Annotated in this window: 32 protein-coding genes, 1 tRNA gene and 1 pseudogene; 8 read left to right on the forward strand and 26 right to left on the reverse strand. The window is 69.5% G+C overall.

Features of this window, described 5'->3' with window-relative positions; genetic code table 11:
- Positions 1–51: 51 nt before the first annotated feature.
- The 25 genes from secY to GRX01_RS08585 form a co-directional block, all read right to left on the reverse strand.
- On the reverse strand, positions 52–1,515 hold the full coding sequence (gene secY, locus GRX01_RS08465; RefSeq protein WP_159665587.1) for a preprotein translocase subunit SecY: 1,464 nt from the start codon (positions 1,513–1,515) through the stop codon (positions 52–54).
- Positions 1,516–1,725: 210 nt separating this feature from the next.
- Positions 1,726–2,232, reverse strand: a complete 507-nt coding sequence (locus GRX01_RS08470) for an uL15m family ribosomal protein (RefSeq protein WP_159665590.1) — start codon at positions 2,230–2,232, stop codon at positions 1,726–1,728.
- On the reverse strand, positions 2,232–2,690 hold the full coding sequence (rpmD, locus tag GRX01_RS08475) for a 50S ribosomal protein L30 (RefSeq protein ID WP_159665594.1): 459 nt from the start codon (positions 2,688–2,690) through the stop codon (positions 2,232–2,234). The genes GRX01_RS08470 and rpmD overlap by 1 nt, the downstream gene beginning before the upstream one ends.
- The gene (locus tag GRX01_RS08480) at positions 2,690–3,337 is read right to left on the reverse strand and encodes a 30S ribosomal protein S5 (protein ID WP_159665597.1); all 648 of its coding nucleotides are present in this window, start codon (positions 3,335–3,337) and stop codon (positions 2,690–2,692) included. The genes rpmD and GRX01_RS08480 overlap by 1 nt, the downstream gene beginning before the upstream one ends.
- Positions 3,330–3,893, reverse strand: coding sequence for a 50S ribosomal protein L18 (locus GRX01_RS08485; RefSeq protein ID WP_159665600.1), 564 nt, complete (start codon positions 3,891–3,893; stop codon positions 3,330–3,332). Before GRX01_RS08485 ends, GRX01_RS08480 begins: the two co-directional genes overlap by 8 nt.
- On the reverse strand, positions 3,893–4,354 hold the full coding sequence (locus GRX01_RS08490; protein ID WP_159665603.1) for a 50S ribosomal protein L19e: 462 nt from the start codon (positions 4,352–4,354) through the stop codon (positions 3,893–3,895). Before GRX01_RS08490 ends, GRX01_RS08485 begins: the two co-directional genes overlap by 1 nt.
- Positions 4,351–5,058 carry a 50S ribosomal protein L32e gene (locus GRX01_RS08495; RefSeq protein ID WP_159665606.1) on the reverse strand — a complete coding sequence of 236 codons (708 nt, stop codon included), beginning with the start codon at positions 5,056–5,058 and terminating at the stop codon, positions 4,351–4,353. Before GRX01_RS08495 ends, GRX01_RS08490 begins: the two co-directional genes overlap by 4 nt.
- Positions 5,059–5,595: a 50S ribosomal protein L6 gene (locus tag GRX01_RS08500; protein WP_159665609.1), complete on the reverse strand. Its 537-nt coding sequence runs from the start codon at positions 5,593–5,595 to the stop codon at positions 5,059–5,061.
- A 2-nt stretch (positions 5,596–5,597) separates the two neighbouring features.
- The gene (locus GRX01_RS08505; RefSeq protein WP_159665612.1) at positions 5,598–5,990 is read right to left on the reverse strand and encodes a 30S ribosomal protein S8; all 393 of its coding nucleotides are present in this window, start codon (positions 5,988–5,990) and stop codon (positions 5,598–5,600) included.
- A gap of 2 nt (positions 5,991–5,992) precedes the next feature.
- Positions 5,993–6,184: a 30S ribosomal protein S14 gene (locus tag GRX01_RS08510; RefSeq protein ID WP_159665615.1), complete on the reverse strand. Its 192-nt coding sequence runs from the start codon at positions 6,182–6,184 to the stop codon at positions 5,993–5,995.
- Entirely contained in the window at positions 6,181–6,705 is a 525-nt protein-coding gene (locus GRX01_RS08515) for a 50S ribosomal protein L5 (RefSeq protein ID WP_159665618.1), read from the reverse strand. Before GRX01_RS08515 ends, GRX01_RS08510 begins: the two co-directional genes overlap by 4 nt.
- Positions 6,702–7,400, reverse strand: a complete 699-nt coding sequence (locus tag GRX01_RS08520; RefSeq protein WP_159665622.1) for a 30S ribosomal protein S4e — start codon at positions 7,398–7,400, stop codon at positions 6,702–6,704. The genes GRX01_RS08515 and GRX01_RS08520 overlap by 4 nt, the downstream gene beginning before the upstream one ends.
- Position 7,401: 1 nt before the next feature.
- Complete coding sequence (gene rplX, locus GRX01_RS08525) at positions 7,402–7,764, reverse strand: 50S ribosomal protein L24 (RefSeq protein WP_159665625.1); 363 nt, start codon at positions 7,762–7,764, stop codon at positions 7,402–7,404.
- Positions 7,761–8,159, reverse strand: coding sequence for a 50S ribosomal protein L14 (locus GRX01_RS08530; protein WP_159665628.1), 399 nt, complete (start codon positions 8,157–8,159; stop codon positions 7,761–7,763). Before GRX01_RS08530 ends, rplX begins: the two co-directional genes overlap by 4 nt.
- On the reverse strand, positions 8,159–8,491 hold the full coding sequence (locus tag GRX01_RS08535) for a 30S ribosomal protein S17 (RefSeq protein ID WP_159665631.1): 333 nt from the start codon (positions 8,489–8,491) through the stop codon (positions 8,159–8,161). Before GRX01_RS08535 ends, GRX01_RS08530 begins: the two co-directional genes overlap by 1 nt.
- A complete protein-coding gene (locus GRX01_RS08540) occupies positions 8,476–8,991 on the reverse strand; it encodes a ribonuclease P protein subunit (RefSeq protein ID WP_159665634.1) in 516 nt (171 codons plus the stop codon). The genes GRX01_RS08535 and GRX01_RS08540 overlap by 16 nt, the downstream gene beginning before the upstream one ends.
- Before the next feature lies 1 nt (position 8,992).
- Entirely contained in the window at positions 8,993–9,211 is a 219-nt protein-coding gene (gene rpmC, locus GRX01_RS08545; RefSeq protein WP_159665637.1) for a 50S ribosomal protein L29, read from the reverse strand.
- A gap of 3 nt (positions 9,212–9,214) precedes the next feature.
- Positions 9,215–10,156, reverse strand: coding sequence for a 30S ribosomal protein S3 (locus GRX01_RS08550; RefSeq protein ID WP_159665639.1), 942 nt, complete (start codon positions 10,154–10,156; stop codon positions 9,215–9,217).
- 1 nt (position 10,157) lies between these two features.
- On the reverse strand, positions 10,158–10,616 hold the full coding sequence (locus GRX01_RS08555; protein ID WP_159665642.1) for a 50S ribosomal protein L22: 459 nt from the start codon (positions 10,614–10,616) through the stop codon (positions 10,158–10,160).
- 2 nt (positions 10,617–10,618) lie between these two features.
- Complete coding sequence (locus GRX01_RS08560) at positions 10,619–11,041, reverse strand: 30S ribosomal protein S19 (RefSeq protein WP_159665645.1); 423 nt, start codon at positions 11,039–11,041, stop codon at positions 10,619–10,621.
- Position 11,042: 1 nt separating this feature from the next.
- Entirely contained in the window at positions 11,043–11,771 is a 729-nt protein-coding gene (locus tag GRX01_RS08565; RefSeq protein ID WP_159665648.1) for a 50S ribosomal protein L2, read from the reverse strand.
- Positions 11,772–11,773: 2 nt separating this feature from the next.
- On the reverse strand, positions 11,774–12,028 hold the full coding sequence (locus tag GRX01_RS08570) for a 50S ribosomal protein L23 (RefSeq protein WP_159665651.1): 255 nt from the start codon (positions 12,026–12,028) through the stop codon (positions 11,774–11,776).
- Complete coding sequence (rpl4p, locus tag GRX01_RS08575) at positions 12,025–12,771, reverse strand: 50S ribosomal protein L4 (protein WP_159665654.1); 747 nt, start codon at positions 12,769–12,771, stop codon at positions 12,025–12,027. Before rpl4p ends, GRX01_RS08570 begins: the two co-directional genes overlap by 4 nt.
- Positions 12,771–13,787 carry a 50S ribosomal protein L3 gene (locus GRX01_RS08580; protein ID WP_159665657.1) on the reverse strand — a complete coding sequence of 339 codons (1,017 nt, stop codon included), beginning with the start codon at positions 13,785–13,787 and terminating at the stop codon, positions 12,771–12,773. The genes rpl4p and GRX01_RS08580 overlap by 1 nt, the downstream gene beginning before the upstream one ends.
- A gap of 10 nt (positions 13,788–13,797) precedes the next feature.
- Positions 13,798–14,631: a putative RNA uridine N3 methyltransferase gene (locus tag GRX01_RS08585; protein WP_159665660.1), complete on the reverse strand. Its 834-nt coding sequence runs from the start codon at positions 14,629–14,631 to the stop codon at positions 13,798–13,800.
- 272 nt (positions 14,632–14,903) lie between these two features.
- Here GRX01_RS08585 and GRX01_RS08590 point away from each other — a divergent pair.
- From GRX01_RS08590 to GRX01_RS08620, 7 genes are all read left to right on the forward strand, one after another.
- Positions 14,904–14,974: transfer RNA gene (locus GRX01_RS08590), tRNA-Gly, on the forward strand.
- Positions 14,975–15,232: 258 nt separating this feature from the next.
- Positions 15,233–15,634: a CBS domain-containing protein gene (locus GRX01_RS08595; protein WP_159665663.1), complete on the forward strand. Its 402-nt coding sequence runs from the start codon at positions 15,233–15,235 to the stop codon at positions 15,632–15,634.
- A gap of 106 nt (positions 15,635–15,740) precedes the next feature.
- On the forward strand, positions 15,741–16,055 hold the full coding sequence (locus tag GRX01_RS08600) for an MTH1187 family thiamine-binding protein (protein WP_321167982.1): 315 nt from the start codon (positions 15,741–15,743) through the stop codon (positions 16,053–16,055).
- A gap of 96 nt (positions 16,056–16,151) precedes the next feature.
- On the forward strand, positions 16,152–18,743 hold the full coding sequence (locus GRX01_RS08605; RefSeq protein WP_201289547.1) for a heavy metal translocating P-type ATPase: 2,592 nt from the start codon (positions 16,152–16,154) through the stop codon (positions 18,741–18,743).
- A 64-nt stretch (positions 18,744–18,807) separates the two neighbouring features.
- Positions 18,808–19,809 (forward strand): arsenic resistance protein, encoded by a 1,002-nt coding sequence (locus GRX01_RS08610; protein ID WP_159665666.1) that lies wholly within the window; start codon positions 18,808–18,810, stop codon positions 19,807–19,809.
- Between the two features lie 99 nt (positions 19,810–19,908).
- Complete coding sequence (gene pyrF, locus GRX01_RS08615; protein ID WP_159665669.1) at positions 19,909–20,772, forward strand: orotidine-5'-phosphate decarboxylase; 864 nt, start codon at positions 19,909–19,911, stop codon at positions 20,770–20,772.
- A 94-nt stretch (positions 20,773–20,866) separates the two neighbouring features.
- Positions 20,867–22,681, forward strand: coding sequence for a sensor histidine kinase (locus GRX01_RS08620; RefSeq protein WP_159665672.1), 1,815 nt, complete (start codon positions 20,867–20,869; stop codon positions 22,679–22,681).
- Positions 22,682–22,750: 69 nt separating this feature from the next.
- Here the strand turns inward: GRX01_RS08620 and GRX01_RS18815 are convergent, their stop codons facing one another.
- A complete protein-coding gene (locus tag GRX01_RS18815; RefSeq protein WP_201289548.1) occupies positions 22,751–22,897 on the reverse strand; it encodes a hypothetical protein in 147 nt (48 codons plus the stop codon).
- 106 nt (positions 22,898–23,003) lie between these two features.
- Here GRX01_RS18815 and GRX01_RS08625 point away from each other — a divergent pair.
- Positions 23,004–23,309: pseudogene (locus GRX01_RS08625) on the forward strand (J domain-containing protein); the annotation flags it as partial.

A 23,309-nucleotide genomic window follows, 5' to 3' on the forward strand; every position in this document is an offset into this window, starting at 1 on the left:
GAACGAACGGACCCGGCCCGGTCGTCTCGGCCTCTCGAGCGTCGATCCCGATCAGTCCGAGCCGAACATCTGGCGCATCATCGGATGCATCTCCATGAGCTGCTCCTCGGCGATCTCCTCGTACAGCTTGTAGGTGATCGACACCGTCAGGAGGAGGCCCGTCCCGGAGACGCCCCCGAGCGTGCCGAGCATGTTCGCGAGCACCGCCAGCAGGCCGACGAGCGCGCCGCCGATGACGGTCACCTGCGGGATGTACCGCTCCATCACCTTCTCGATCACTTGCGGGTTCTTCCGGAACCCGGGGATCTGCATCCCGGAGTTCTGGATCTGCTGGGCGGTCGACTCCGGTCCCATCCCGGTCGTCTCCACCCAGAACACCGCGAAGATGGCGCCGCCGACGATCATGAACGTGAGGTCGACGAGCACCCGGAGGACGATCTGCCACGGCTCGGCGCTGACGGTGAACGCTCCGGAGAACCACATCCAGTCCTGTCGCGACTGGATGGGGGCGAGGTAGTAGAACAGCCCGCTCACGGGCTGGCCCTGCGAGTAGACGCCGACGACCGAGGGAAGGGTGACGTAGTTGTTGAGGATCTGCCCGAGGAACTGGATGTTCGCCTGCAGCGCGCGAACGAGGATCATCGGGAGGACCGACGCGTAGATGAGCTTCACGGGGAAGCGACCGCGGGCGCCCTTCACGCGGGCGTGACTCAGCGGGATCTCGACGCGCACGGACTCGGTGTACACGACGATGGCGAAGATGAGCACCGTTGTGAACAGCGCGAGGATGTTCCCGGGGTCGAACAGCAGCGACTGGACGAACGGGTCGAGCTCGATGCTCCCGGTGATGATCCCGTACCACGCGGGGAAGAAGCCGGTCACCTGCGTGCCCAGGGCGGGCACGGCGAACAGCCCGGCGACGAGCTGCTGGCTCACGCCCGCGATGATGAACAGCCCGATCCCGGAGCCGACGCCCCACTTGGAGATGACCTCGTCCATGAACAGGATGAGGACGCCGCCGACGAACATCTGGGCGAACAGCAGCGTCCGCATGCCGCCCGCGCCGATGCCCAACGACGCCCCGAGCTGTGTGTCGACCGGCAGGTAGTTGCCGGCGAACACCATCGGCAGCCCCGTCAGGCAGATCATCACGACGACCAGCAGCTTCTGGAGCCCCTGGTACAGGATCTGGTCGCGGGGGTCGTCCGTGTCGAGGCCGAGCAGGTCGGCGCCGCCGAGCAACTGGAGCACGATCGACGCCGTGACGATCGGCCCGATACCGAGCTGTAGGATCGATCCCTGCGACCCGGCGAGGATCGACCGGAACCGACCGTAGAAGTCGCCCCCGGCCCCGCCCGTCGCGAGCCCGAACATCGTGATGTTCGTGAGGAAGAAGTACATCACGAGGATGCCGGCCGTCCAGGCGAGCTTCCGCTTGAAGGGGACGTGCCCCTCCGGACGCTCGACCGTCGGCATCCGCGTGAGTACGGGTTCCGCGGTCTCTTTCCAACCCATATATCGTGCATCTGGTTGGCCACCACACCTTAACGCTTCGATTGGGTCCGCGGACGCATCTCCCCGCGAGGCGCCGACGCCGCCCGATACCGGGCGATCCGTCGCGGACGAGAGTGCGTGTCGGTGCGGGCGCGTGACGCACCCGTGGCTCGCGACGCGGTGTGTGAAGAAGTGAGGCCGAACCTCGGTGGTCCGTCGCGACGGCGGCGACTACTCGTCGTCGCTGTCGGCGTCGGACTGCTCCTCCGACGCCTCGGCGTCCGCCTGCGCCTGCTCGGCGCGTTCCGTCAGCTCCGCCGAGCCGCCGGCCTCCTCGATGAGGCTGCGGGCTTCCGCGGTGAACGCGTCCGCGACCACGTGCAGCTCCCCGTGGACCTGCCCGCCGCCGAGCACCTTCACGACGTCCACCTCGTGGCCGTCCTCGGCCACGTCGCGGGCGTCGAGGGCGTAGCCGTCGCCCTCCTCCTCGGCGAGGCCGTCGGCCGCCAGCAGGGCGGCGTCCTCGTCCAGCTTCTGGACCGAGACCTCCACGACCTCGTCCTGCACGCCCTGCGGGCGCTTGAAGCCGTGCTTGCCGAGCGGACCGTACAGCTGTCGTTCGTGCTTCTTGCGACCCGCGTTCCCGCGACCGCCCCGGTGGCCGGCGCCGCGCCGGTTCTTGTGGGAGCCGCCGCCGTGCGTGCGCGAGCCGCGCTGGCGTCGTTTCTTGCTGGTCATTATCGCATCGCCTCCAGGAGCGTGTCGATGTCGTCGTGACGACCGAGCGCGCCGCCGTTCTTGACTGCGTGTTTGATGCCGTCGTGGCCGCCGCGCGGGGCGTGCAGTCGAAGCACCGGCGAGAGACCCTGATCGCGCAGGGTCGTCTCCTCCTCGACCAGCGCCTCGGCAAGCGCCTCGACGTCGTCGTAGTCGGTGTTGTCCGCGACCCACTCGTCGTCGACGTCGGCGTCACCCTCGGCGGGCTCGCCGCGGCGCTCGACGAGCATCGCGACCGTCTCGACGTCGGGCTCGCCGAACGCGACGAAGTCGTTCACCTTCGCGATCATCCCGCGGTAGGTGTCCTCCTCGGGCACCAGCGCGCAGTGGTTGATCGAGTGGATGTTGAGCATCTTCAGGGTGTCGCGCTGGGCGGCGGACATGTCGATCTCGCCGCGCAGTTGGACGACAGCCTGCATCAGTGGTCACCCTCCGCTTCGCGCTGGACGCGCCGCGCCCGGTCGGGCGTGCGCGCCTGTGAGGCGTTTCGCAGGGCGTTGAACGTCGCCTTCGCGAGGTTGACCGTCGTCCGCGTGTTCCCGGTCGAGGACGTCCAGGCGTCCCGGATGCCCGCCAGTTCGAGGATGTTGCGGACGGTCGGCGCCGCCGCGAGGCCCAGCCCCTGCGGGGCTGGCTTGATCTCGACCTCGACGGAGCCGGCCTTGCCGGTCGCCGTCCGGGTCAGGGAGTTGACTCCGCCGGCGGAGTCCTCCCACGAGCCCGATCCGCGGTCGACCTTGATCATGTTGAGCTTGGCGACCTCGATCGCCTTCTGGATCGCGCCGCCGACCTGGTCGTCGCGCCCCTGCGCGTACCCCAGGTAGCCGTCGCCGTTGCCGATGGCGACGACACAGCGGAACTTCACCCGGCGCCCGGAGTCGGTCATGCGCTGGACCATGTTGATGTCCAGCACCTCGTCCTCCAGGTCCGGAATGAGCTGGTCGACCAACTCGTGCTCCTTCAGCGGGAGTCCCGAGTTGAGCGCCTGCTCCATCGAGGTGATGTCGCCCTCCTGTACCTTCCGGCCGAGCCGCGTGCGCGGCTCCCATCCGCCGTTTCTACTCATTGTCGAATTCCTCCGTCAGGGTCGCCCGAAGCTCGTCGAAGTGTTCGGGCAGGTCCGCCGCGTCGAAGTCCCCGCTGTACAGCGGCTCGTCGAGCTGCTCGGCGTACTCGGCGATGTGCTCGCCGCGGTTGCGCGACCAGTCCGCGAGGACGCTGTCGTTGTGGGGGATCTCGAGCCCGGCGTCGATCGCTCCTTCCTGCACCGCGAACGCCTTGTTTCCGGGCGTGGCGGTGTTCAGGCCGATGTCGAGGACGGCCTCTTCGAGGCCCGCCTCGACCGCCCGCAGTCCCGCGAGGTAGCCCGTGAGGTACGCGCTGGGGAGGTTCGCAGTCGGGGCCTCCCAGCCGTACTCCGCGAGGTCCTCGCTGGACGCGGCCGCGTGTGTGATGTCGCCTTCGGGGCCGGGGGAAACCAGCTGCGCCCTGACGTGCTTGTTCGACAGGCGCGCCACGAGGCGCGGCTTGCCGGATTTCAGCAGGCGCAACCTCTGGTGGTAGTCCGTCCGGACTTCCCGGCGGCGACGCATCGGTACCTTGTAGCGTGGTCCGGTCGCCATCAGTCGTCCTCCAGTGTTACGTCGTAGTTGTTCACGATGTACGAGTCGAGTCGTCGCACGTCCTCGAAGGACCCGCCCGAGGCCTTGTTGTACAGCTCGCGGTACTGCGTGCTGTTGAGGGGCCCGTCGTCGCGGAGCTCCTTGAGGCGTGCTCGCTGGGCGCGGATCCGCGCGATCCAGTCGTCCTTGGAGTCCTGCCGGCCGCCGGCCTTCCCCTTGCGGGAGCCGGCGCCGGTGCGGTGGCCGTACGCGCGCTTCTCGTCGCGCTCGCGGGCCCGGCCGCGGGAGTTCCCCTTGGCGTCCTCGGCGCGGATGTTGCCCTGTTCGATCTGCTCGCGGATGTCCTCACGCGTGATCGCGTCCGCGAGCTCGTCCTGTGCCTCCGGGTTGAGCCAGACGCGGCTCTTGCCGACGTCGAGTTCGTCGGCCGCGAGCCGGCGCTGTGCTGCCAGGTCGCTCATTGGTCAACCTCCACTTCGACGTAGGTCGGGTTGAGGACGCGGATCTCGCGGTCCTCGCACTCGTCCTCGATAGCCTCGCGCTTGCGACCGCCGACCGACGAGGCGATGCGTACTGCCTGCGTCGACGGGTCGACGCCCTCGAGGTCGTCCGTGTTGAACACGCGGACCTCCTCGAAGCCGCTCGGGTGCAGGCCGCGGGCGGCCGTCGGCGAGCGGTAGCCCGCCTCGACCTTCGGGCCCTTCCCGCCCATGCCGCGGCGCTGCTTCGACAGCGTGCCGCGCGGACGGCGCCACGAGGTCGGGACCCGCTTCTTCTTGTGGTAGTCCTGCCGGTTGAACTGCGGCGTGGACTCGCGGAGCTTCTTGGCGAGCGCGCGGGCGCGCTCGTCGTCGAGGTCGGGCGTCTTGTCCGCGTGACCGCGCGGACGCAGCTCCGTCTCGACGTCCTCGGACTCCTCGTCGTCCTCGGCCTCGGGCTCCTCGTCCTCGATCTCGGCGTCGGCCTCCTCCTCGACCTCGAGCCCGCCAACGTCCGCCTTGATGCGGGCCGCGAGGGCGTTCCCGACGCCGTCGACCTCCGCCAGCTCCGACTGCGAGGCCGCCTTCACGTCCTCGATGGTCTCGTAGCCGGCCTCACGGAGCGCGTCGGCCTTCGACGGGCCGACGCCGGAGACGTCCTCGAGCTCCTCGATCTCGTCGCTCATTTAGACATCCCCCGTGGGCGTGCGCGTGATGTACACGCCGTCCTGGAAGACGCGCGTGTCCTTGTCGGTCACGCGGGTGAGCTGTTCGATGCTGGCGGCCGTCTGTCCGACGTCCTCCTTGGACGGGCCGGTCAGGACGAGCTCCTCGCCGTCGATCTGTACGTCGGTGTCGCCGCGGATCTCCGCGCGACGGGGTGCCGTCTCCCCGAGGAAGTTCGTGATGACGACCTCGTCGCCCTCGACGTCCACGTCCATCGGGAAGTGAGCGTAGAAGACTTCCATCTCGTACTCCCACCCCTCGGTGACCCCGTGGATCATGTTGTCCACGTGGCTCGCGAAGGTGCCGACGGTCGCGTTCGTCTGTCGGTCGGCGTCGTCCGGGTACGCGATGACGACGGCGTCGTCCTCGGTGGAGACGCTCACGTCGGGGTACCACAGGCGACGCGTCACCGAGCCGTTCGGCCCCTCGATCGTGAGATCGAGGTGGTCGAGGTCGGCGGAGACGTCCTCGGGTAGTTCGATTGTTCGTTCTGTCATTGTCAGTAGACGTATGCGATCACTTGGCCACCGATGCCCGCCTCGCGGGCCTCGTAGTGGCTCATGACGCCGTGACTCGTGGTCACGATGAGCGCGCCGTAGTCGCGGGCGGGGAGGAACCGCTTCTCCCACTTCTCGTAGCCGTCCGCGGCCACGGAGTACCGCGGCTTGACCGCGCCGCACTCGTTGATCGCGCCTTTCAGTTCGACCTCGAACGTTCCCGCTCGGCCGTCGTCCACGAACTCGAAGCCGTCGACGTATCCGTTGTCGTACAGCACTTCGAGCGTGGAGCCGATGATGTTCGAGGCGGGCTGGACCGTGTATTCCAGATGACCGACGTCCTCGGCGTTGTCGAGGCCAGCCAGGGCGTCGGAGAGGGGGTCGTTACCTGCCATTGTTATCGATACTTCCGGAAGCCCATGTCGCGGGCGATCTCGCGGAAACACTGGCGACAGAGGTTGATGTCGTACTTGCCGACGAGCCCCTGTTTGCGCTCGCAGCGCCGGCACTCGACCTCCTGGCCGGTGCGCTTGGCGGCGTGCTCGCCCGTCTCCTCGGGTCCGGTCGTCTCTGTGTCTGCGTCGCTCATGCTGTGACCTCCACGTCGAACTCGCGTTCGAGGAACGCGACGGCGTCGTCGACGCTCATCCGGTGACCGCTCGGGATCGACCGGGTGACCTTGTTCCGCTTCGAGACGCGGTAGCCCGGTCGGGTGAGGGTCACGGTGACGTCGAGCCCGTAGATGCCGATCTGCGGGTCGTACTCCTGACTCGGGAACTCCGTGTGCTCGGCGACGCCGAAGCTCACGTTGCCCGTGTCGTCGAACTGTGAGGCCGAGAGGTCGACCAGCTCCAGCGCGGTCTCGAGGAACTCGTCGGCGTCCTCGCCGCGCAGGGTGACCTTCGCCCCGATGGGGTCTCCGGGTCGGATGTCGAACTCGCCGATGGCGCGCTTGGCCGTCGTGCGAACCGTCTCCTGTCCGGTGATCTCCTCGAGGATCTCCTCGCCGTTCGCGAGCTCGCGGCCACCCTGACCGACGCCCATGTGGACGACGACCTTCTCGATGCGCGGCTCGCGCATCTCGTGGAAGTCCGCGTCAGCCTCGCTCATTCGTCATCACCCGTGAAGTTCTCGTCGATGACCACGACGTACTCCTCGACCGTCTCGAAGCCGCCGTCGTCCTGCGCGACGCGCACGGCGTTGTCGCCGGAGCCGGCGGTGACGGTGATCTCGTCGATCTCGCCGATCTCTCCGGCGTGGCTGCCGGCGACGGCGGTGACGAGCGCGCCCTCCTCGTACGGGAAGTGCGCGACGACCTCCTTGGTGTCGTTGTCGACGACGAGCGAGTCGCCGCCGGCGTAGCTCCCGTCCTCGCTCACGAGGGTCGTCCCGTCGTGGAGCGTGTACTGGAAGTCGCCGCCGGCGACCTGGGTCTTGCCGGAGACCTTCCCGAGCCGCGAGGAGGCCGCCTCCTCGTCGATCGGCGTCAGCGAGAGCCGGCCGCCCTCGCCCGGGAACACCCGGTAGTACTCCTCGCGCTCGTCGAACGCCAGGATGTCGAACATCCCGACCGGGCGGGCCTCGTCTGAGACCGCCTTGCCGTTGACGAGCACGGATCCGTGATCGAGCGCGTAGCGCGCCTCCTTGCGCGAGTCGACGTACCCCAGCACGTCCCGGAGGACGATGAGCAGGGGAACGCCCGACTCGCCGTGCGGGCCCGCGCCCGCCTTCACGGTGAACGTCTCTTCCTTCCGCTCGATCGGCCACGAGTTCGGGGCCGACAGTCGCTTCTGGTGGTTACTCATGTTATGCAGCCTCCTCGTCGGACTCCAGACGCGCCTCTCGGCGGTCGTCCTCGAGGTCCAGGTCGACGACACGCACGTTCGAGGTGTCGAGCGGGCGCGGGGTCTCCTCCCCGTCGGCCTTCTCGACGGTGACGTCCTCGACGTGGATCACCGACTCGCGGAGATCCACGTCGACGACCTCGCCCTCCTCGCCCGCGAAGTCGCCGCGCATGACCTCGACGGTGTCGCCCGCGTTGACGCGGACGTTCCGCTGGCCGTACTCCTCCCGAAGCTCCTCCGAGAGGGTGGCGCGGACGAACTTCTGCCGCTCGTGGAGCGGCGCGTCTCGGGTCCGTGTGCGCTGTTTGTGCGGTTGTTCGCTCATACGATCTGAGTCGCGGTTGATGCGATGCTCCCGAAGCGTTCGGCGACCTCGCGCGCGATGGGACCCTTGATCTCGGTCCCACGCGGCTCCTCCATGTCGTCGATCACGACGGCGGCGTTGTCCGCGAACTTCACGCGGGTGCCGTCGGGACGACGGATGGCCTTGCGCTGGCGGACCACGACGGCCTCCAGCACCTGACGTCGCATCTCGGGCGTCCCCTTGGTCACCGAGACGGTGACCTTGTCGGCGACGCCCGCCTTGGGGTGTCGATTCTTCGTCCCCGAGTAGCCCGACACGGAGATGACCTTCAGCTCACGCGCGCCGGTGTTGTCGGCGCACGCGATCAGGGAGCCCTTCTCCAGGCCCTGCGTGACGTCGGCCTTCAGGGCCTCCATCAGGCATCACCCTCCGCCTCGAGCGTCTCGACGACGACGTGGCTCTTCGTCTTCGACAGCGGCCGCGTCTCGGCGATGCGGACCTGATCGCCCTCCTCGATGTCGAGGCAGGGCGACAGGTGCGCCGGCACGCGGCTTCGTCGTTTCATATACCGGTCGTACTTCGGCACGAATACGTCGTATTCGCGCTCGACGACGACCGTCTTGTCCATCGATGTGGAGGCGACCGTGCCCTCGAGCGTCTGTCCGCGCACGGAAAGCGATCCGTGGAACGGGCAGTTCTCGTCGGAGCAGGGCTCCTCCGGTTCTGTTACGTTCAGTCCGATTGCCATTGGTGATCACCCGCACGTTCCGTGCGGAAGGCGGGTCGTGAGAGCAGTCTGGCCCCATCCACCGTAACGGAGACCGCGTCCTCGCAACCGTCCGACTGACCGGCTGTGACCCCGGTAGTATCGTACTGCCCGCGCTCCCCGGCCAGTGTGGGGTGCGTGGGCGACGGAAGTTCGAACGCGGACCCGGGGGCCTTGCGGTCCCCCGCGGCTTCATGTGTGACGGGCGACGACTCGCGTTCGCGAGGCGCGCCCGTGCTGGGCTCGGTGTGACGGCGGCCCGCGCCGTCTCCCGAATGCTGTGTCGAGAGGACGAACCGGAACGTCGTCCCCTCCTTCGGCACCCGCTTGTCCCCCCGAGCGGTGCGCACCGTGAGGGTGCGCATGCTCTCGGACACGACCACGCCCGCGAGCCCGACGTGGGCGTCGCTGGCGGCGGCGGCCACCCGTACCGGGAGGCCGCGGAGTTCGTGTCGCGTGAGCGTCTCGGGGGTCAGTGCCATGTTATTCGTCGGTGTCGTCCAGGTCGCCTTCCTCGCGCTGGATCGTCTTGATCCGCGCGATCGTGCGCTTCAGCTCGCCGACGCGGCCCGGGTTCTCCGGGGCGCCGCCGGCCGCCTGCACGGCCTTCGCGTTGAGCAGCTCGGTCTCGAGCTCCTCGAGTTCGGCGTCGCGCTCGGCGGGCGTCATGTCGCGGATCTCCTGCGTGTGAAGGATCGCCATCGGTTACTCCTCCTCCTCGTCGTCCGCGTCGTCCTCCTCGCTCTCCATCTCGGCGACGAGGTCCTCGGCCTCGGACTCGACGTCCTCGTCGAGCTCGTCGAGCTCGGGCTCGTCCTCCTCGGACGGCTCGGCCGTCTCGGCTCCGTCGCCGTCGGCGGTCTCGTCGGCCTCGATGACCTCCTCGACGACCTCCTCGTCGATGACGTCCTCGGGGTCGGCGTCCGGGACGTCCTCGTCGCCGCCGGGGAGGTCGGGCTCCGTCTCCGGAACCTCCTCGTCGTCCACGTCGGCCAGCAGGTCCTCGACGCCCTCGCCGGACGCACCGGCCTGCTCGACCTCGGGCGCGTCGGCGTCCTCGGCGATCTCGAAGTCGTCGGGCAGGGTCGCGCCCGGCGGGATGATCTTGACGGTCACGCCGATGGTACCGAGCTTCATGACGGCCACGCCCTGTCCCTCGTCGACGACGTCCTCGGCGGGCTCGCCGTTGTGCTTGATGTAGCCGCGGTTGAACTTCTCCACGCGCGAGCGGGCGCCCGTGACCTTCCCGGAGAGGACGATCTCGGCGCCCAGCGCACCCGCGTCCATGATCCGGTCGATCGTCGTGTGGCCCGCGCGGCGGAAGTACCAGCCGCGCTCGAGGGCGTTCGCCAGACGGTCCGCGACGATCTTCGCGTTGAGGTCGGGTTCGTCGACCTCCTGCACGTCGATCTGCGGGTCGTCCATGTCGAAGCGCTCCTCGAGCTCGGTGGTCACCTTGCGGATGTTCTTCCCGCCCTTGCCGATCACCATGCCGGGCTTCTCGGCCTTGAGCACGATCTGCGTGCCCATGGGCGTCTTCGCGACCTCCATCCCGCCGTAGCCGGCGCGACCGAGCTCGTCCTCGAAGAACTCGTTGATCTGGCTCCGCTGGAGCCCGTCCTCGATGAACTGGTGCTCGTCCGCCATGTTACGCGTCCTCCTCGATGATCATTTCGACGTCCACTTGCGGGGTGTTCCAGGCGCTCGCGCGACCCATCGCTCGGGGCTTGCGGCCCTGCTGCTCGCCGACCTTGTGGGCGGCGACGTGTTTGATCGTCATCGACTCGCCGTCGAACCCCTGCTCGTCGGCGTTGTTGCTGACGTTCTCAAGGAGCTTCAGGAAGTCCTTGGAGGCCTTCTCGGGGTAGCGGCCGGCGTCCCAGCCGTCGATGTCCGAACGGTGACCGACGCCGGTGTTGTGCTTGCGGAACGGGACGGAGCGATCCCCGTCGATGACCGCATGCAGGTACTCCTCGGCGTCGGCGACCGTCTCGCCCTTCAGTTCGCGGGCGATGGCCTTGCTGTGCTTGAAGCTGATCTGCCGCTCGCGGAGCATTCCCTTGGCGGTGGTCTCCGGGTCGGCGTCGACGCTGTAGCTGATTCCCATTGTTACTTGAGGGGCACGAACTTCGAGGACCGGGTCGCGCCGATACCGGCCTGACCGTGTTCCACGGAGTTCCGGGTCTGGTTGAACTCGCCGAGGTAGTGCCCGATCATCTCGGGCTCGACCTCGACGCGCTCGAAGTGACTGCCGTCGTACACCTCGAACGTGAGACCGACGAACGACGGCACGATCGGCATGTCCCGGACGTGCGTCCGGATGGGATCGTTCGCCGTCTCCTCGGCCGTGGCGTCCTCGGCGGCCTCCAGCAGCTTCCGCTGCTGGACCCCGAGTCCTCGAGTGATGGTTCGCCGCGCGCGGGCGGGAAGCAGTGCCTTGACCTCGTCGAGCTCCATCTCCTGCAGCTCGTCGAGCGTGTGGCCGCGGTAGGTGAACTCACCCTCGCGACCGGTGCGGTATTCCGAACTCATGTTATCTGTCGCCACCTCGACCGGTTCGCTTCGAGGCGATGTCGCCGACCTTCCGGCCCGGCGGAGCGTTCCGCGAGACGGACTTCGGCTGTCCGGGGTGCTGGCGGCCGCCGCCACCGAACGGGTGGTCGACGGCGTTCATCGCCACGCCACGGACGCGCGGGTACTTCGTCCCGCGACTGCGCATCTTGTGGTGCTTCTTCCCGGCCTTCACGAACGGCTTCTCCGTCCGACCGCCGCCGGCGACGACGCCGACGGTGGCGCGGCAGTCCGGGTTGAGTCGCTTGACCTCTCCCGACGGGAGCTGGACGACCGCGACGTCGCGGTCGTGGGTGAGCAGCGTCGCGTTGACGCCCGAGGCGCGGGCGAACTTGCCCCCGTCGCCGGGCTTGGACTCGACGTTGCACACGGGAACCCCCTCGGGGATCTCCGAGACGGGCAGCGTGTTGCCGGGCTTGATCTCCGCGGAGACGCCGACCGACAGCGTCTCGCCGACGGTGATGCCCTCGGGCGCGAGCACGAGGCGGCGGTCGCCGTCCTCGAACTTCACGTCCGCGATGGGCGCCGACCGGGCGGGGTCGTGCTCGATGCCGACGACCTCGCCGTGGACGGTGTCCGCGTCGTCCTCCGCGATCTTCTTGTGCTGTTTGTCAGACTTGTACCGGTGCGACGGCGCTCGGAACGTCGAGCCGCCGCGGCCGCGTCGTTGTCCCTGAATTCTGCGTCCCATTCTCAGAACACCCCGATCCGGGAGGCGACTTCCTGCGCGTCGCTGTCCTCGTCGAGTTCGACGGTCGCCTTCTTCGTCCCCTGCGGCGTGATCTGCGTCCGGACCGACTCGACGCCCACGTCGAACTGCGCGGCGACGGCGTCGGCGATCTCGGGTTTGGCCGCGTCGATGTCGACGATGAACTGGAGCTTGTTCTCGAAGTCCATCTCGTCCATCGCCTTCTCGGTGACGAGCGGGTGGTGGATGATCGAGCTCATCGCTCGGCCACCTCCTCGAGCGCGCTCTCGGTGAAGACGGTCAGGCGGCCGGGGTGCGTCCCGGGCGCCAGGTCCTCGACGCTCACCTCTCGACCGGTGGCCACGTCCGCGCCCGCGAGGTTGCGCGCCGCCTTCGACGGCTCCTCGCTGGTGACGAACAGCACCGACTTGGGCTCGCGCGTCTTGCGACCGCGGGTCGTCCCGCGACCGGCGCGGATCGTGCGCCCCTCGTCGGCGCGCTCGATGTCGTCGGCGACGCCGACGGCCTCGAGGAAGGAGACGACCTCCTTCGTCTTGACGAGTTCCTCGAACTCGTCGGAGACGACGAGCGGCAGCTCGACCTCCTCGTCGAAGGCGTGGCCGCGCTCGGCGACCAGCTCGGCGTCGGCGGTGGCCGCGATGGCCGACCGCGTCGCGAGCTTCCGCTCCTTGTCGTTCATCTTCTTGCTCTGGTCCTTCTCGGCCTTCGGCGGGTGGGCCTTGCGACCCTTGACGGTCTGCGGGACGCGGCGACCCTGCCCGTTCGAACGGGGCACGTGGGCCATGCCGCGGCCGGAGCCGAACGACTCCGCGGGGGTGCGGAGGCCGGCGAACTCGTCGGCGCCGTACGCCTGTTTCCGGTTTGCCTGCGCGGCGACGACGGCCCGTCGGATCAGGTCCGAGCGGAACTGCGTCTCGAAGACGTCGGGGAGGTCGACCTCGCCCGAGTCGTCGCCGTTCAGGTCTCGTACTGTTGCCTTCATTATCCTTGGTTCGATTCGGTGGAGACGTAGCGCACCTCGGGGTCGAGGCGCGGCTGGTCGTTCGGCCGGATGGCCGGTCGGAAGCGCAGGAGGCGCTTGGAGGGACCCGGCAGCGAGCCCTTCACGAGCGCGTAGTGGCCGTCCACCTCGCCGTAGCCCTTGAAGCCGCCCTCGACGGAGGCGTCGTCGCCCTCGCCGAAGTCGATGAGCCGCTTGTTGAGCTCCGTGCGCTGGTGGTAGCCGGTCTGCCCCTGCTGGGGGACCGTCGAGCGAACGCGCGAGGGGTTCCACGGGCCGAGGTTACCGATCCGGCGCCGCCAGCCCTGCCGCGCGTGCTTGCCCTTCCGCTTCTGGACGCCCCAGCGCTTGACGGGGCCCTGGGTGCCCTTGCCCTTCGTGACGCCGGAGACGTCCGTGTACTCGCCGGCACGGAAGACGTCGCCGAACTCGTGTTCGCCGCCGTCCTCGACCAGATCGAGCGCGTAGTCGAGGCGCTCGTCCATCGAGGCGCCGCCGACACGCGTCTCCATCACGTCGGGCTTCTTCTTGGGGACGTTCGACAGCTTCGCCGGCTCGGTGTGTGTGATGAACCGGAGGTCGTCGACGACGCCGTCGTCGACCAGTTCGCGAAGCTCCTCGGCGTCCGCGTCGAAATCGTTCTCCGCCGGCAGGTCGAGCGTGCGGTCGAGCTCCTCGTGGAACTCGGTGGTCCACACCTCGGTGACCGGCTTCTGTCCGTACGGCGTGTCCTCGTAGGCTCGCAGGGCGACCGCGCGCATCGGCGGCACCTCCACGACCGTGACGGGAACTGACTCCTCCATCCCCTCTCGCGGGGAGTCGGACTCGTCGTTCACCATCACGACGTGGGTCATGCCCGCCTTGTAGCCCGCGAAGCCCTGGACGCCGGCAGCGCCGTCGTCCTCGGGCCACGAGCGGATGCGGGGGACCTCACTGCTCGCGCGCTTGCGCGGGCCGAAGCCCAGCGAACCCTTGCGTGGTCTGCTTGGTTGTGGCATTGTGTTTGGCTTACTCCGTGAGTGTGAGCGGCGAGAGCGCGGCGAAGATCGCTTCCTCGGTCCGCACCACCTCGCTGCCCTGTCGCGGAATCGCGTTCAGCCAGAGGTCGAACCCCGAGCCGTCCGTGGCGTCGGGGTCGACCGGGACATCCTCGGCGTCCATGCCGAGGATGGCCGGGAGCCCCCTGCCGGGCGAGCCGAACGCGACGGCGACGTGTGTGTCGCGCGTGCGCGTACGCACGTCCGCCAGGCCGGACACGGACAGTTCGCGTCCGTGTCGCGACGTGGCGATCGCGGTCTCGGCGTCGGCGAGGGCGTCCTCCAAGGCCGCGCCGGCCACCCGAAACCCCGGTGCGGGGTCGTCGGTGAGGCGGGCACGGACCGGTTCTCTCGAAGAGACCCTGACGGTGACGCGCTCCCCCTCCACGTACTCCCGTCCGGGAGACGCGTGCAGGGAGATCGGGTGTTGCGTTCCGCAATTGACCCGAACGCGGCCTTCAGGTCCGACCTCGGTCACGATTCCCTCTCGTAGTTCCGACCCGTCGGGGCCGGAGCGAGCGGGCCGCATCGGCGGGAGCACGCCGGCGTGCCGGAGTTCCTCACGTTTTCCCCACACCTCCTTCCGGAGGTAGGAGGGGGTCGCGCAGTACTCCAGCACGGTTCGGACGTACTCGCCGCCTCTGCGACGTTCGCCTTCCCGGTCGGGGAAGACGACCAACCGGTCCGCCCGGAAGATCGTCGCCGCGCGGGCGACGTAACCGAGTTTTCGCGTGGCCTCGCGGCCGTCCTCGGCCTCCCGGACGAGCGACGACGGAACGAGCACGTCGAGCGTCGTTCCGTTCATTGTCGCTGCACCGGACTGTACTACGTGGATCCTCAGGCGCGGCGTAAAAGGGTGTTGAATCGAGCCCCCCGGCGTCACGGCGTGACACACCCGTCAGCCGGCGTTTCACGTGGGAACCACTCACGTGCCACGTGGCGTCACCCGGCCCGAGACTGGGTCACACGAGACGTTCCCGCACGGCGCATCCGGAGGAACGGATTTATATATCACCCTGCCGTTAGTGGTGAATGCGCACCGGGAGAAAGCCGGAGACGGCGCCCGGATGCAGGTACGCACTGGTAGTGTAGTGGTATCACGTGACCTTGCCATGGTCACAACCGGGGTTCAAATCCCCGCCAGTGCATCTTCTCCGACGGCCGCTAGCGAGTGAGACGTAGTCTCGCGAGTCAGGCCGTCGGTGTGATGTCGTCCGCGGGGATTCTGAAGTAGACGGCGGCGAGTGCAGCGAGCCGACGGCGTGGTTCAACTCCCCGCCAGTGCAGTTCTACTCGGCGACTCGACTCCCGAGACACCGTCCCGTCAGCCGTCGTTGCGGTCGAACGGCACTCGCCTCCCCGCGACATCAACGCTTATTCCGCCCCCGACGGATCCCCGAATACCAATGGACGATCTAGACGACGTGTTCGTCGCGCAGGTGATGTCCGAGAGTCTCTACACCGTCTCCCCCGACACGCTGGTCGAGGAGGCCGCGACGGGAATGATGGAGCGCGGTATCGGGTCGGTCATCGTCGTCGACGACGACGGCACGCTCCGTGGCATCCTCACGAACACCGACTTCGTGCAGATCGTCGCGGAGCGACAGCCGAAGGACCAGACGCCCGTCTCCGAGTACATGAGTACCGACCTCGTCACCGCCGACCCCGGCGACTCGTTGGCGGACGTCGCCGCGACGATGCTGGAGCACCGGTTCCACCACATGCCCGTCACCGACGGGGAAAGCGGCGTCGTCGGCGTCGTCTCCACGACCGACCTGACGGCGTACGTGTCGAACATCCCCCGGTAGACGAGCGAGAGCGACACCCGGATCGCTGGGTCCCGCCAGCTCCGGTTCGTCCCCGTCGCGACCCGCCGGGGGATCGCTTTTGCTCGGGCGCGGTGTACCGACGGCCGTGACAGTCATCGCCCTACTGAGCGTCGCGCCGGTCGTCGAGGGGAGCATGGCGGGGGAAGTGGCGAAGGCCGTGGACGCCCTCGACGAGTTCGAGGTGGAGTACGAGACGAACCCGATGGGAACCGTGATCGAGGCCGAGTCCATCGAGGAACTCATGGCCGCGGCGACGGCCGCCCACACCGCCGTCGACGGCGACCGCGTCTCGACGTTCCTGAAGATCGACGACAAACGGACGCGCAGCCAGCGCGCCGACGAGAAGGTCGACGCCGTCGAACGTGCGCTCGGTCGTCCCGCCCGGAGCGACCCGGAATAACAACTCATCATCGATCAGTTATTAAGAACGGGCAAGACGACGGCCGCTATTGGCAGGCAAGTTAATAACTGAGGGGGCGCTACCGCCGAACAGGACATGACTCACGACGATACCGTCGACGGACCCCCTCCCGTCGACGGCTCCGGGAGGGCGGCCGGCGCCGACGGGGGCGACGGGGACGACGTCGCCTCGTTCGATCTCTCCGTGCCGGGGATGGACTGCGCCTCCTGCGCGTCGAAGGTCGAGGGAGCCGTCTCCGGCGTCGGGGGGGTCACCGACGTCGATCCGTACCCGACGACCGGCGCGCTCTCGGTCGAGACCGACGGCACCGTCGACCGCGGGGCCGTCGTCGCGGCCGTCGAGGGCGCGGGCTACGCGGTCGAGGACGAACTGGAATCGGTGACGCTGTCGGTTCCGGAGATGGACTGCGCCTCCTGTGCCGGCAAGGTGACGGGCGCCCTGGAGGCCGTCGACGGCGTGCGTGACCTCGATGCCCACCCGACGACCGGGAGGGTCCACCTCGGCTTCGACCCGGACGCGACGACGCTCGCGGCCGTGGTCTCGGCCGTCGAATCGGCCGGCTACGAGGTCGCCTCCACGTCGCTCGACGCCGATGGCGACGCCGGCGACGGCGACGAGCGCTCGGTGTGGCGGAGCAGGCGGGCGTACGCGACGTACCTCGCGGGGGTGCTGACCGGGATCGGCTTAGTGCTCGCGAACCCGCTGGCGTCCGCGGATGCGGGTCCCGCGGTCGACCTGTTCGGCCGTGCGGTGCGCGTCGGCGACATCGCGTACCTCGCGGCCGTCGCCGTCGGCGGCGTCCCCGTCTTCCGCAACGGCTACTACTCGCTCCGGGGGCGCAGCCTCGACATCGACCTGCTGATGAGCGTCGCCATCCTCGGCGCCGTCGCCGCGGGCGTCGGGTTCGACGAGCCGCTGTACTTCGAGGCGGCGACGCTGACGACGCTGTTCTCCGTCTCCGAACTCCTTGAGGGGGCCGCGATGGACCGCGCGCGCGACTCCCTCCGGGAGTTGATGGAGCTGTCCCCCACGGAGGCGACGGTGCTCCGTGACGGCGAGGAGGATGTCGTCCCGGCGGAGGCGGTCGCAGTCGGCGAGACGGTCGTCGTGCGCCCGGGCGAGCGGGTCCCCCGCGACGGCACCGTCGCAGACGGGACGAGCGCGGTGAACCAGGCGCCCGTCACCGGCGAGTCGGTCCCGGTCGACAAGGCGCCCGGCGACGAGGTGTTCGCCGGCACCATCGTCGAGGGCGGGTATCTGGAGGTCGAAGTGACGACCGAGGCCGGGGAGGACACCCTCTCGCAGGTCGTCGACATGGTCGAGGCCGCACAGGGCGAGCGCTCCGAGCGCGAGCAGTTCGTCGAGCGGTTCGCGAGCTACTACACGCCGGTCGTCGTCGGCTTCGCACTGATACTCGCGCTGGGACCGCCGTTGGCCGTCGGCGCGGCGTGGGACACCTACGTCCTCTACGGACTCACGCTCCTCGTGCTCGCGTGCCCGTGCGCCTTCGTGATCTCCACGCCGGTGACGGTCGTCTCCGGTATCACCGCGGCCGCCCGCAACGGCGTCCTGATCAAGGGCGGCACTCACCTGGAGGCGATGGGCGACGTGGAGGCGGTCGCCTTCGACAAGACGGGCACGCTGACGAAAGGGGAGCTCACCGTCACCGACGTGATCCCGCTGGGCGACAACTCCGAGGCGGACGTACTCCGCTGTGCCCGCGGCCTCGAACTCCGCTCGGAGCACCCCATCGGCGACGCCATCGTCGACCGCGCCGAGGCGGCGGACGTCGACGACCGCGCGGTCGACGACTTCGAGGCGGTGACGGGGAAGGGGGTGCGGGCGAACCTCGACGGGACGCCCCACTACGCCGGCAAGCCCGGGCTGTTCGACGAACTCGGCTTCGACCTCTCACACGTCCACGCCGCCACCGACGGCGGCGTCGTCACCCGGACCTCCCGAACGATGTGCGAGCGGAACAACTGCCTCGACCTCCTCTCGGACACAGTACCGGAACTCCAGGCGGAGGGGAAGACGGTCGTGCTCGTCGGGACCGAGACGGATCTGGAGGGCGTCATCGCCGTCGCCGACGAGGTTCGCCCCGAGGCGAGGCGCACGGTCGAGCGCCTCCGAGAGGCCGGCGTCCGCACGGTGATGCTCACCGGCGACAACGAGCGCACCGCCCGCGCGGTCGGTCGCGAGGTGGGGATAGACGAGGTGCGCGCGGAGCTGCTCCCCGACGAGAAGGTCGAGGCGGTCGAGGGGCTGCTCGACGAGCACGACGGCGTCGCGATGGTCGGCGACGGCGTCAACGACGCCCCCGCGCTGGCGACGGCGACCGTCGGGATCGCGATGGGCGCCGCCGGCACGGACACCGCTCTCGAGACCGCCGACGTGGCGCTGCTCGCGGACGACCTCTCGACGCTGCCGTACCTCCGGACGCTCGCCGAGCGCGCGAACGCGGTCATCCGTCAGAACGTCTGGACCAGCCTCGCGGCGAAGGCGGTCCTCGCGGCGGCGGTGCCGTTCGGCCTCGTCCCCATCTGGTTCGCCGTCCTCGCGGGCGACGCCGGCATGACCGTCGGCGTCACGGGGAACGCGAGCCGGCTGGCGCGCGTGTCGCCCGACGATCCCGAGGCGTCGAAGTCGGTCGAGCCGGCGGACTGACGGGTCGGCTCCCGAACCCCACGTCGACACCCTGTTACCGCGCACCCGCTAACGCGCGTCACGAATGAGTCGAACCGCGTGGCTTCGGCGCAATCAGATCGCGGTGTACGCCGTCGCGGTCGCACTCGCGCTCGGCGCCGCGACGGTGTGGCCGACGGCGACACCTGCGCTCGGGAGCGTCGTCGACCCGGTGCTCGCGGTCCTCCTCTACGTGACGTTTCTGGAGGTGCCGTTCGTTCGCTTCCGGGCGGCGTTCACGGACGCGCGGTTCCTCGCGGCGGCGCTCTCGACGAACTTCCTCGTCGTCCCGGTCGTCGCGTGGCTCCTCACCCGTCCGCTCGCGGACGACCCGGTGATCCTTCTGGGGGCGCTGTTGGTGCTGTTGACGCCGTGTATCGACTACGTGATCACGTTCACCGGTATCGCCGGCGGCGACGCCGAGCGGCTCACCGCCGCGACGCCCGCGCTGATGCTCGTCCAACTGGCGCTGCTGCCGGCGTACCTGTGGCTGTTCACCGGCGGACGGGTCGCCGGCGTCGTCGAGGCCGGACCGTTCATCGAGGCGTTCGCGACGATCATCGCGCTCCCGCTGGCGCTGGCGTGGGCGACGGAGGCGTGGGCCGAACGCGCCCCGGCGGGCCGGCGGGTCCAGTCCGCGGCGGGCGCGCTCCCCGTGCCGATGCTGGCGCTGACGCTGTTCGTCGTCGTCGCCTCGCAGTTCCCTCGTGTGAACGCCGCGTTCGACCGGATCGCCGCCGTCGTCCCGGTGTACGTCGCGTTCCTGGTCGTCATGGTCGCGGTCGGGAGGGTCGCCGCCGACGTCTTCGACCTCGGCCTCGGCGAGAGCCGGGGGCTCGTGTTCACCTCGGTCACGCGCAACTCGTTGGTCGTGCTCCCGCTCGCGTTGGCGCTCCCCGACGGGTACGCGCTGGCGCCTGCGGTCGTGGTGACCCAGACGCTCGTCGAACTGGCGGGGATGCTCGTGCTCACGCGGGCGGTCCCGCGATGGATCCTCCCCGGGACGCCGGATACGGTCGCCGCTGGGGGCGGGCAGTCGGAGGACTGAGCGGGAACGCCCGCGTGTCCGTCGCGGGCGGCGACTCCGCTCCCCCGGGCGTCGACCGAACCGGGAACCGTTTTGCACCCTCGCGTCGAACCGCCGGCGATGACAGCGTTCAACGCCTTCTTCGAGCGTCTCCGCGACCGGATCGAGGCCCGCGACACCGTCGTCTCCGTCGGGCTCGACGCCGACATGGATCGGATTCCCGAGCACCTGCTGGACAGGGACCTCCCGCGATGGGCGTTCAACCGCCGGATCATCGACGCCACCCACGAGTACGCCGCCTGCTACAAGCCCAACGCCGCCTTCTACGAGGACGCCGACGGGTGGCGCAGCCTCCGCGAGACGGTCGCGTACGCCCACGGCAAGGACGTGCCCGTCCTCTTGGACGCCAAGCGGGGCGACATCGGCAACACCGCGAGGAAGTACGCCGAGCTGCTGGAGCACGTCGACGCGATCACCGCCAACCCCTACATGGGCCGCGACTCGCTGGAGCCGTTCCTCTCGAAGGCGGACAAGGGCGTGTTCGTCCTCTGTCGCACCTCCAACCCCGGCGGGTCGGACCTGCAGGACCTGGAACTCGCCTCCGGGGAGCCGCTGTACCGCCGGGTCGCCGCGCTGGCGGACCTGTGGAACGAGCGAGGCAACGTCGGGCTCGTCGTCGGCGCGACCGCGCCCGAGGAACTGGAGGAACTGCGCGAGGAGGTCCCCGATCTGCCGTTCCTCGTCCCCGGCGTCGGCGCGCAGGGCGGCGACGCGGAGGCGGCCGTCGAGCACGGGCTCGCCGACGGCGTCGGCCTCGTCAACTCCTCGCGGGGGATCATCTTCGCGGGGGAGGACAGCGAGGCGCGCAGCGCCTCGGGAAGCCGAGCGGCGGAGCCGCGAGGCGCGGGCGAGGACTTCGCCAAGGCGTCGGGACAGGCCGCCAAGCGCCTCCGCGACCGGCTGAACCGCCACCGCGACGCCTGAGTGAAGGCGCTCGGGGGACGTGAGGCCACATCCCGAGCCCCGTCGCCGCGGCGCGGGGGTACCGTATTTACGTCTTCGACCGCGAGAGGGTGCCATGACACCCGAGGGCGTCGCGGTCGTGTTCCTCGCCCTCCTCGCCGGCGGGACCGCCGTCGCCGTCGGGACGTACGCGTGGCGCAACCGGGGCGAGCCGGGGGCGACCTCGTTCGCGGTCATGATGGCCGGGGTCGCCGTCTGGTCGCTGTCGTACGCGGTCGCGCTCACGGCGTTCGACCCCGGGACGCGCGAGTTGATCGAGGTCCCGCTGGAGGTCGGGAAGGCGCTCATCGCGCCCGCCTGGCTGTTCTTCGCGCTCGGGTACACCGGCCGCGGCGAGTACGTCGACCGACGGCTGATCGCGGTCATGTCGGTTGTTCCCGTCGTCACCACCCTGCTCGTGGCGACGGCGCCGTCGCACGGGCTGATGTGGACCGACTACCGCGTCGCCCAGACGTTCGGGACGGCGACGGTCCTGTTCGATCCGGGGGTGTGGTTCTACGTTCACGCCGCGTTCGGCTGGGTCGTCATCGGCGCCGGGATGGTGTTCCTGCTGGAACCGGTCATCTCCTACGGCGCCCTCTATCGCGATCAGGGGATCGCGCTCATCCTCGGCACCGCCGTCAGCTTCGCGGCCCACGTGAAAGCGGTGTTCTTCCTCCCGCCGCTCCCGGCGCTCGACCTCACGCCGTTGACCCTCGCGATCACGGGGGTGCTGTTCGGCTTCGCGCTGTTCCGGTTCAGGCTCCAGGGGCTGCTGCCGGCGACGCAGGTGCTCGGGCGTCGGGCCGCCATCGAGGACGTGGGCGTGGGGCTCGTCGTCGTGAACGCCGACGGGCGGCTCATCGAGTACAACGCGGCCGCGCGACCCGTGCTCGGCCTCGACGACCGGGGGGGCCGCGACGACGTCGCCGGGGTGGACGACGTCGGCGGCGACACGGTCGGCGTCGTCGGCGAGCCGCTCGACGCGTTCGTCGCCGACGTCGACCTCGACGACCCGGATCCCCAGCGGATCGAGCAGACGACCGACGCGGGCTATCACGTGTACGAGGCGACGGTCTCGGAGATCGACGACCACCACGGACGCGTCGTCGGTTACACCGTGACGTTCGCGGACGTGACCGACCGGGAGGCGCGCAGGCAACGTCTGGAGGTGCTCAACCGCGTGCTCAGACACAACCTCCGCAACGACATGACGGTCGTCGTGGGCAACGCGGACCTGTTGGTCGAGCGGGTGGACGAGGACGACAGGCCGCTCGCGGACGCCATCGGCAGGCGGGGGCGGGCGCTCCAGCGGCTCGGCGAGAAGGCCCGCGACGTGGAGGAGGTCCTCGACGACGACGCCCAGCCCCGCGAGGTCGACGCCGTCGAGGTGTGCCGCGACGTCGTCCGTGACGTCCGCGAGTCCCACCCCGACGCGGACGTCGCCGTCGACGTGTCCCCCGACCTCCGGCTGGTCGTTCGGGCGCGTGTGCTCGGCGTGGTGCTCGCGAACCTCGTCGAGAACGGGATCGAACACGGCGACGACGCGACGATCAGGGTGGCCGTCCGCGTGGACGAGGACGCCGTCCGGTTCGTCGTCGCCGACGACGGCCCGGGTATTCCCGAGGCGGAACTCGAGGGCATCCGCTCGGGCACGGAGACGGCGCTTTCCCACGGGAGCGGGCTCGGGCTGTGGGTGGTCCGGTGGGGGACCCGCCTCCTCGGCGCGGAGCTCTCCTTCGAGGACCGCGATCCCACCGGGACCGTCGTGACGGTTCGGCTTCCACCGAGCGTGCTGGCGAACGTGGGAGCGGATGGCGACGCTGCTGCAGCACGAACGGGATCGGAGTCGAGGGCGAGATCGGAGTCGGAGGCGGAGCCGACCGACTGACGCTCGCGCTCGGGACGCCGCTGTCGACGCGCTCTCCTCGTGGGTCGGTCGCCTCGTCGTCGCTCCCGATCAGCTCATCTCCGCGTTCGCGGCACAGTCGGCGCAGAAGCCGGTGTCCGCGTCGTAGTGGTCCCGACAGACCGCCGCACCGCAGCGGTCACACGAGACGTTCGCCGCCGCGCTCTCACACACCTGACAGAGTCCGGTGACGCTCATCGTGGGGCCTCCGGACGGTCGTTGGGGGGCCGAACGCTTGGCCGTTCCGCCGATTTCAGGGGACCGGCGGCGAGGGGTTTACGGTTCGGCGCCGCCGATCGACGGTGTGGACCGCGACGTGCTCCTGCTCGGGATCGCCGCCGTGCTCGCCGGCCTCACGGCCACGCTCGTGATGCTCGCGATAGCGTACTCGCCGTTCGTGATCCTCGCGGCGCTCCCGACCGGCGCGGCCGCCTACTTCCTCTGGTATCAGGCGTCCGGCCGGCTGAAAGAGGACATGCGCTCACGCGAGGCCGGTCGGCGTTCGGGCCCCCGCGCCGGCGAGGGCGCCCCGGGCGGCGACTCCCGGTTCGCCCGAGAGGCCCGCGCCCGGATGGGGGACGGCGGTCGCGTCGGCCCGCGCGGCGCCGAC

This window comes from Halobaculum saliterrae (assembly GCF_009831625.1).
Classification (GTDB): domain Archaea; phylum Halobacteriota; class Halobacteria; order Halobacteriales; family Haloferacaceae; genus Halobaculum; species Halobaculum saliterrae.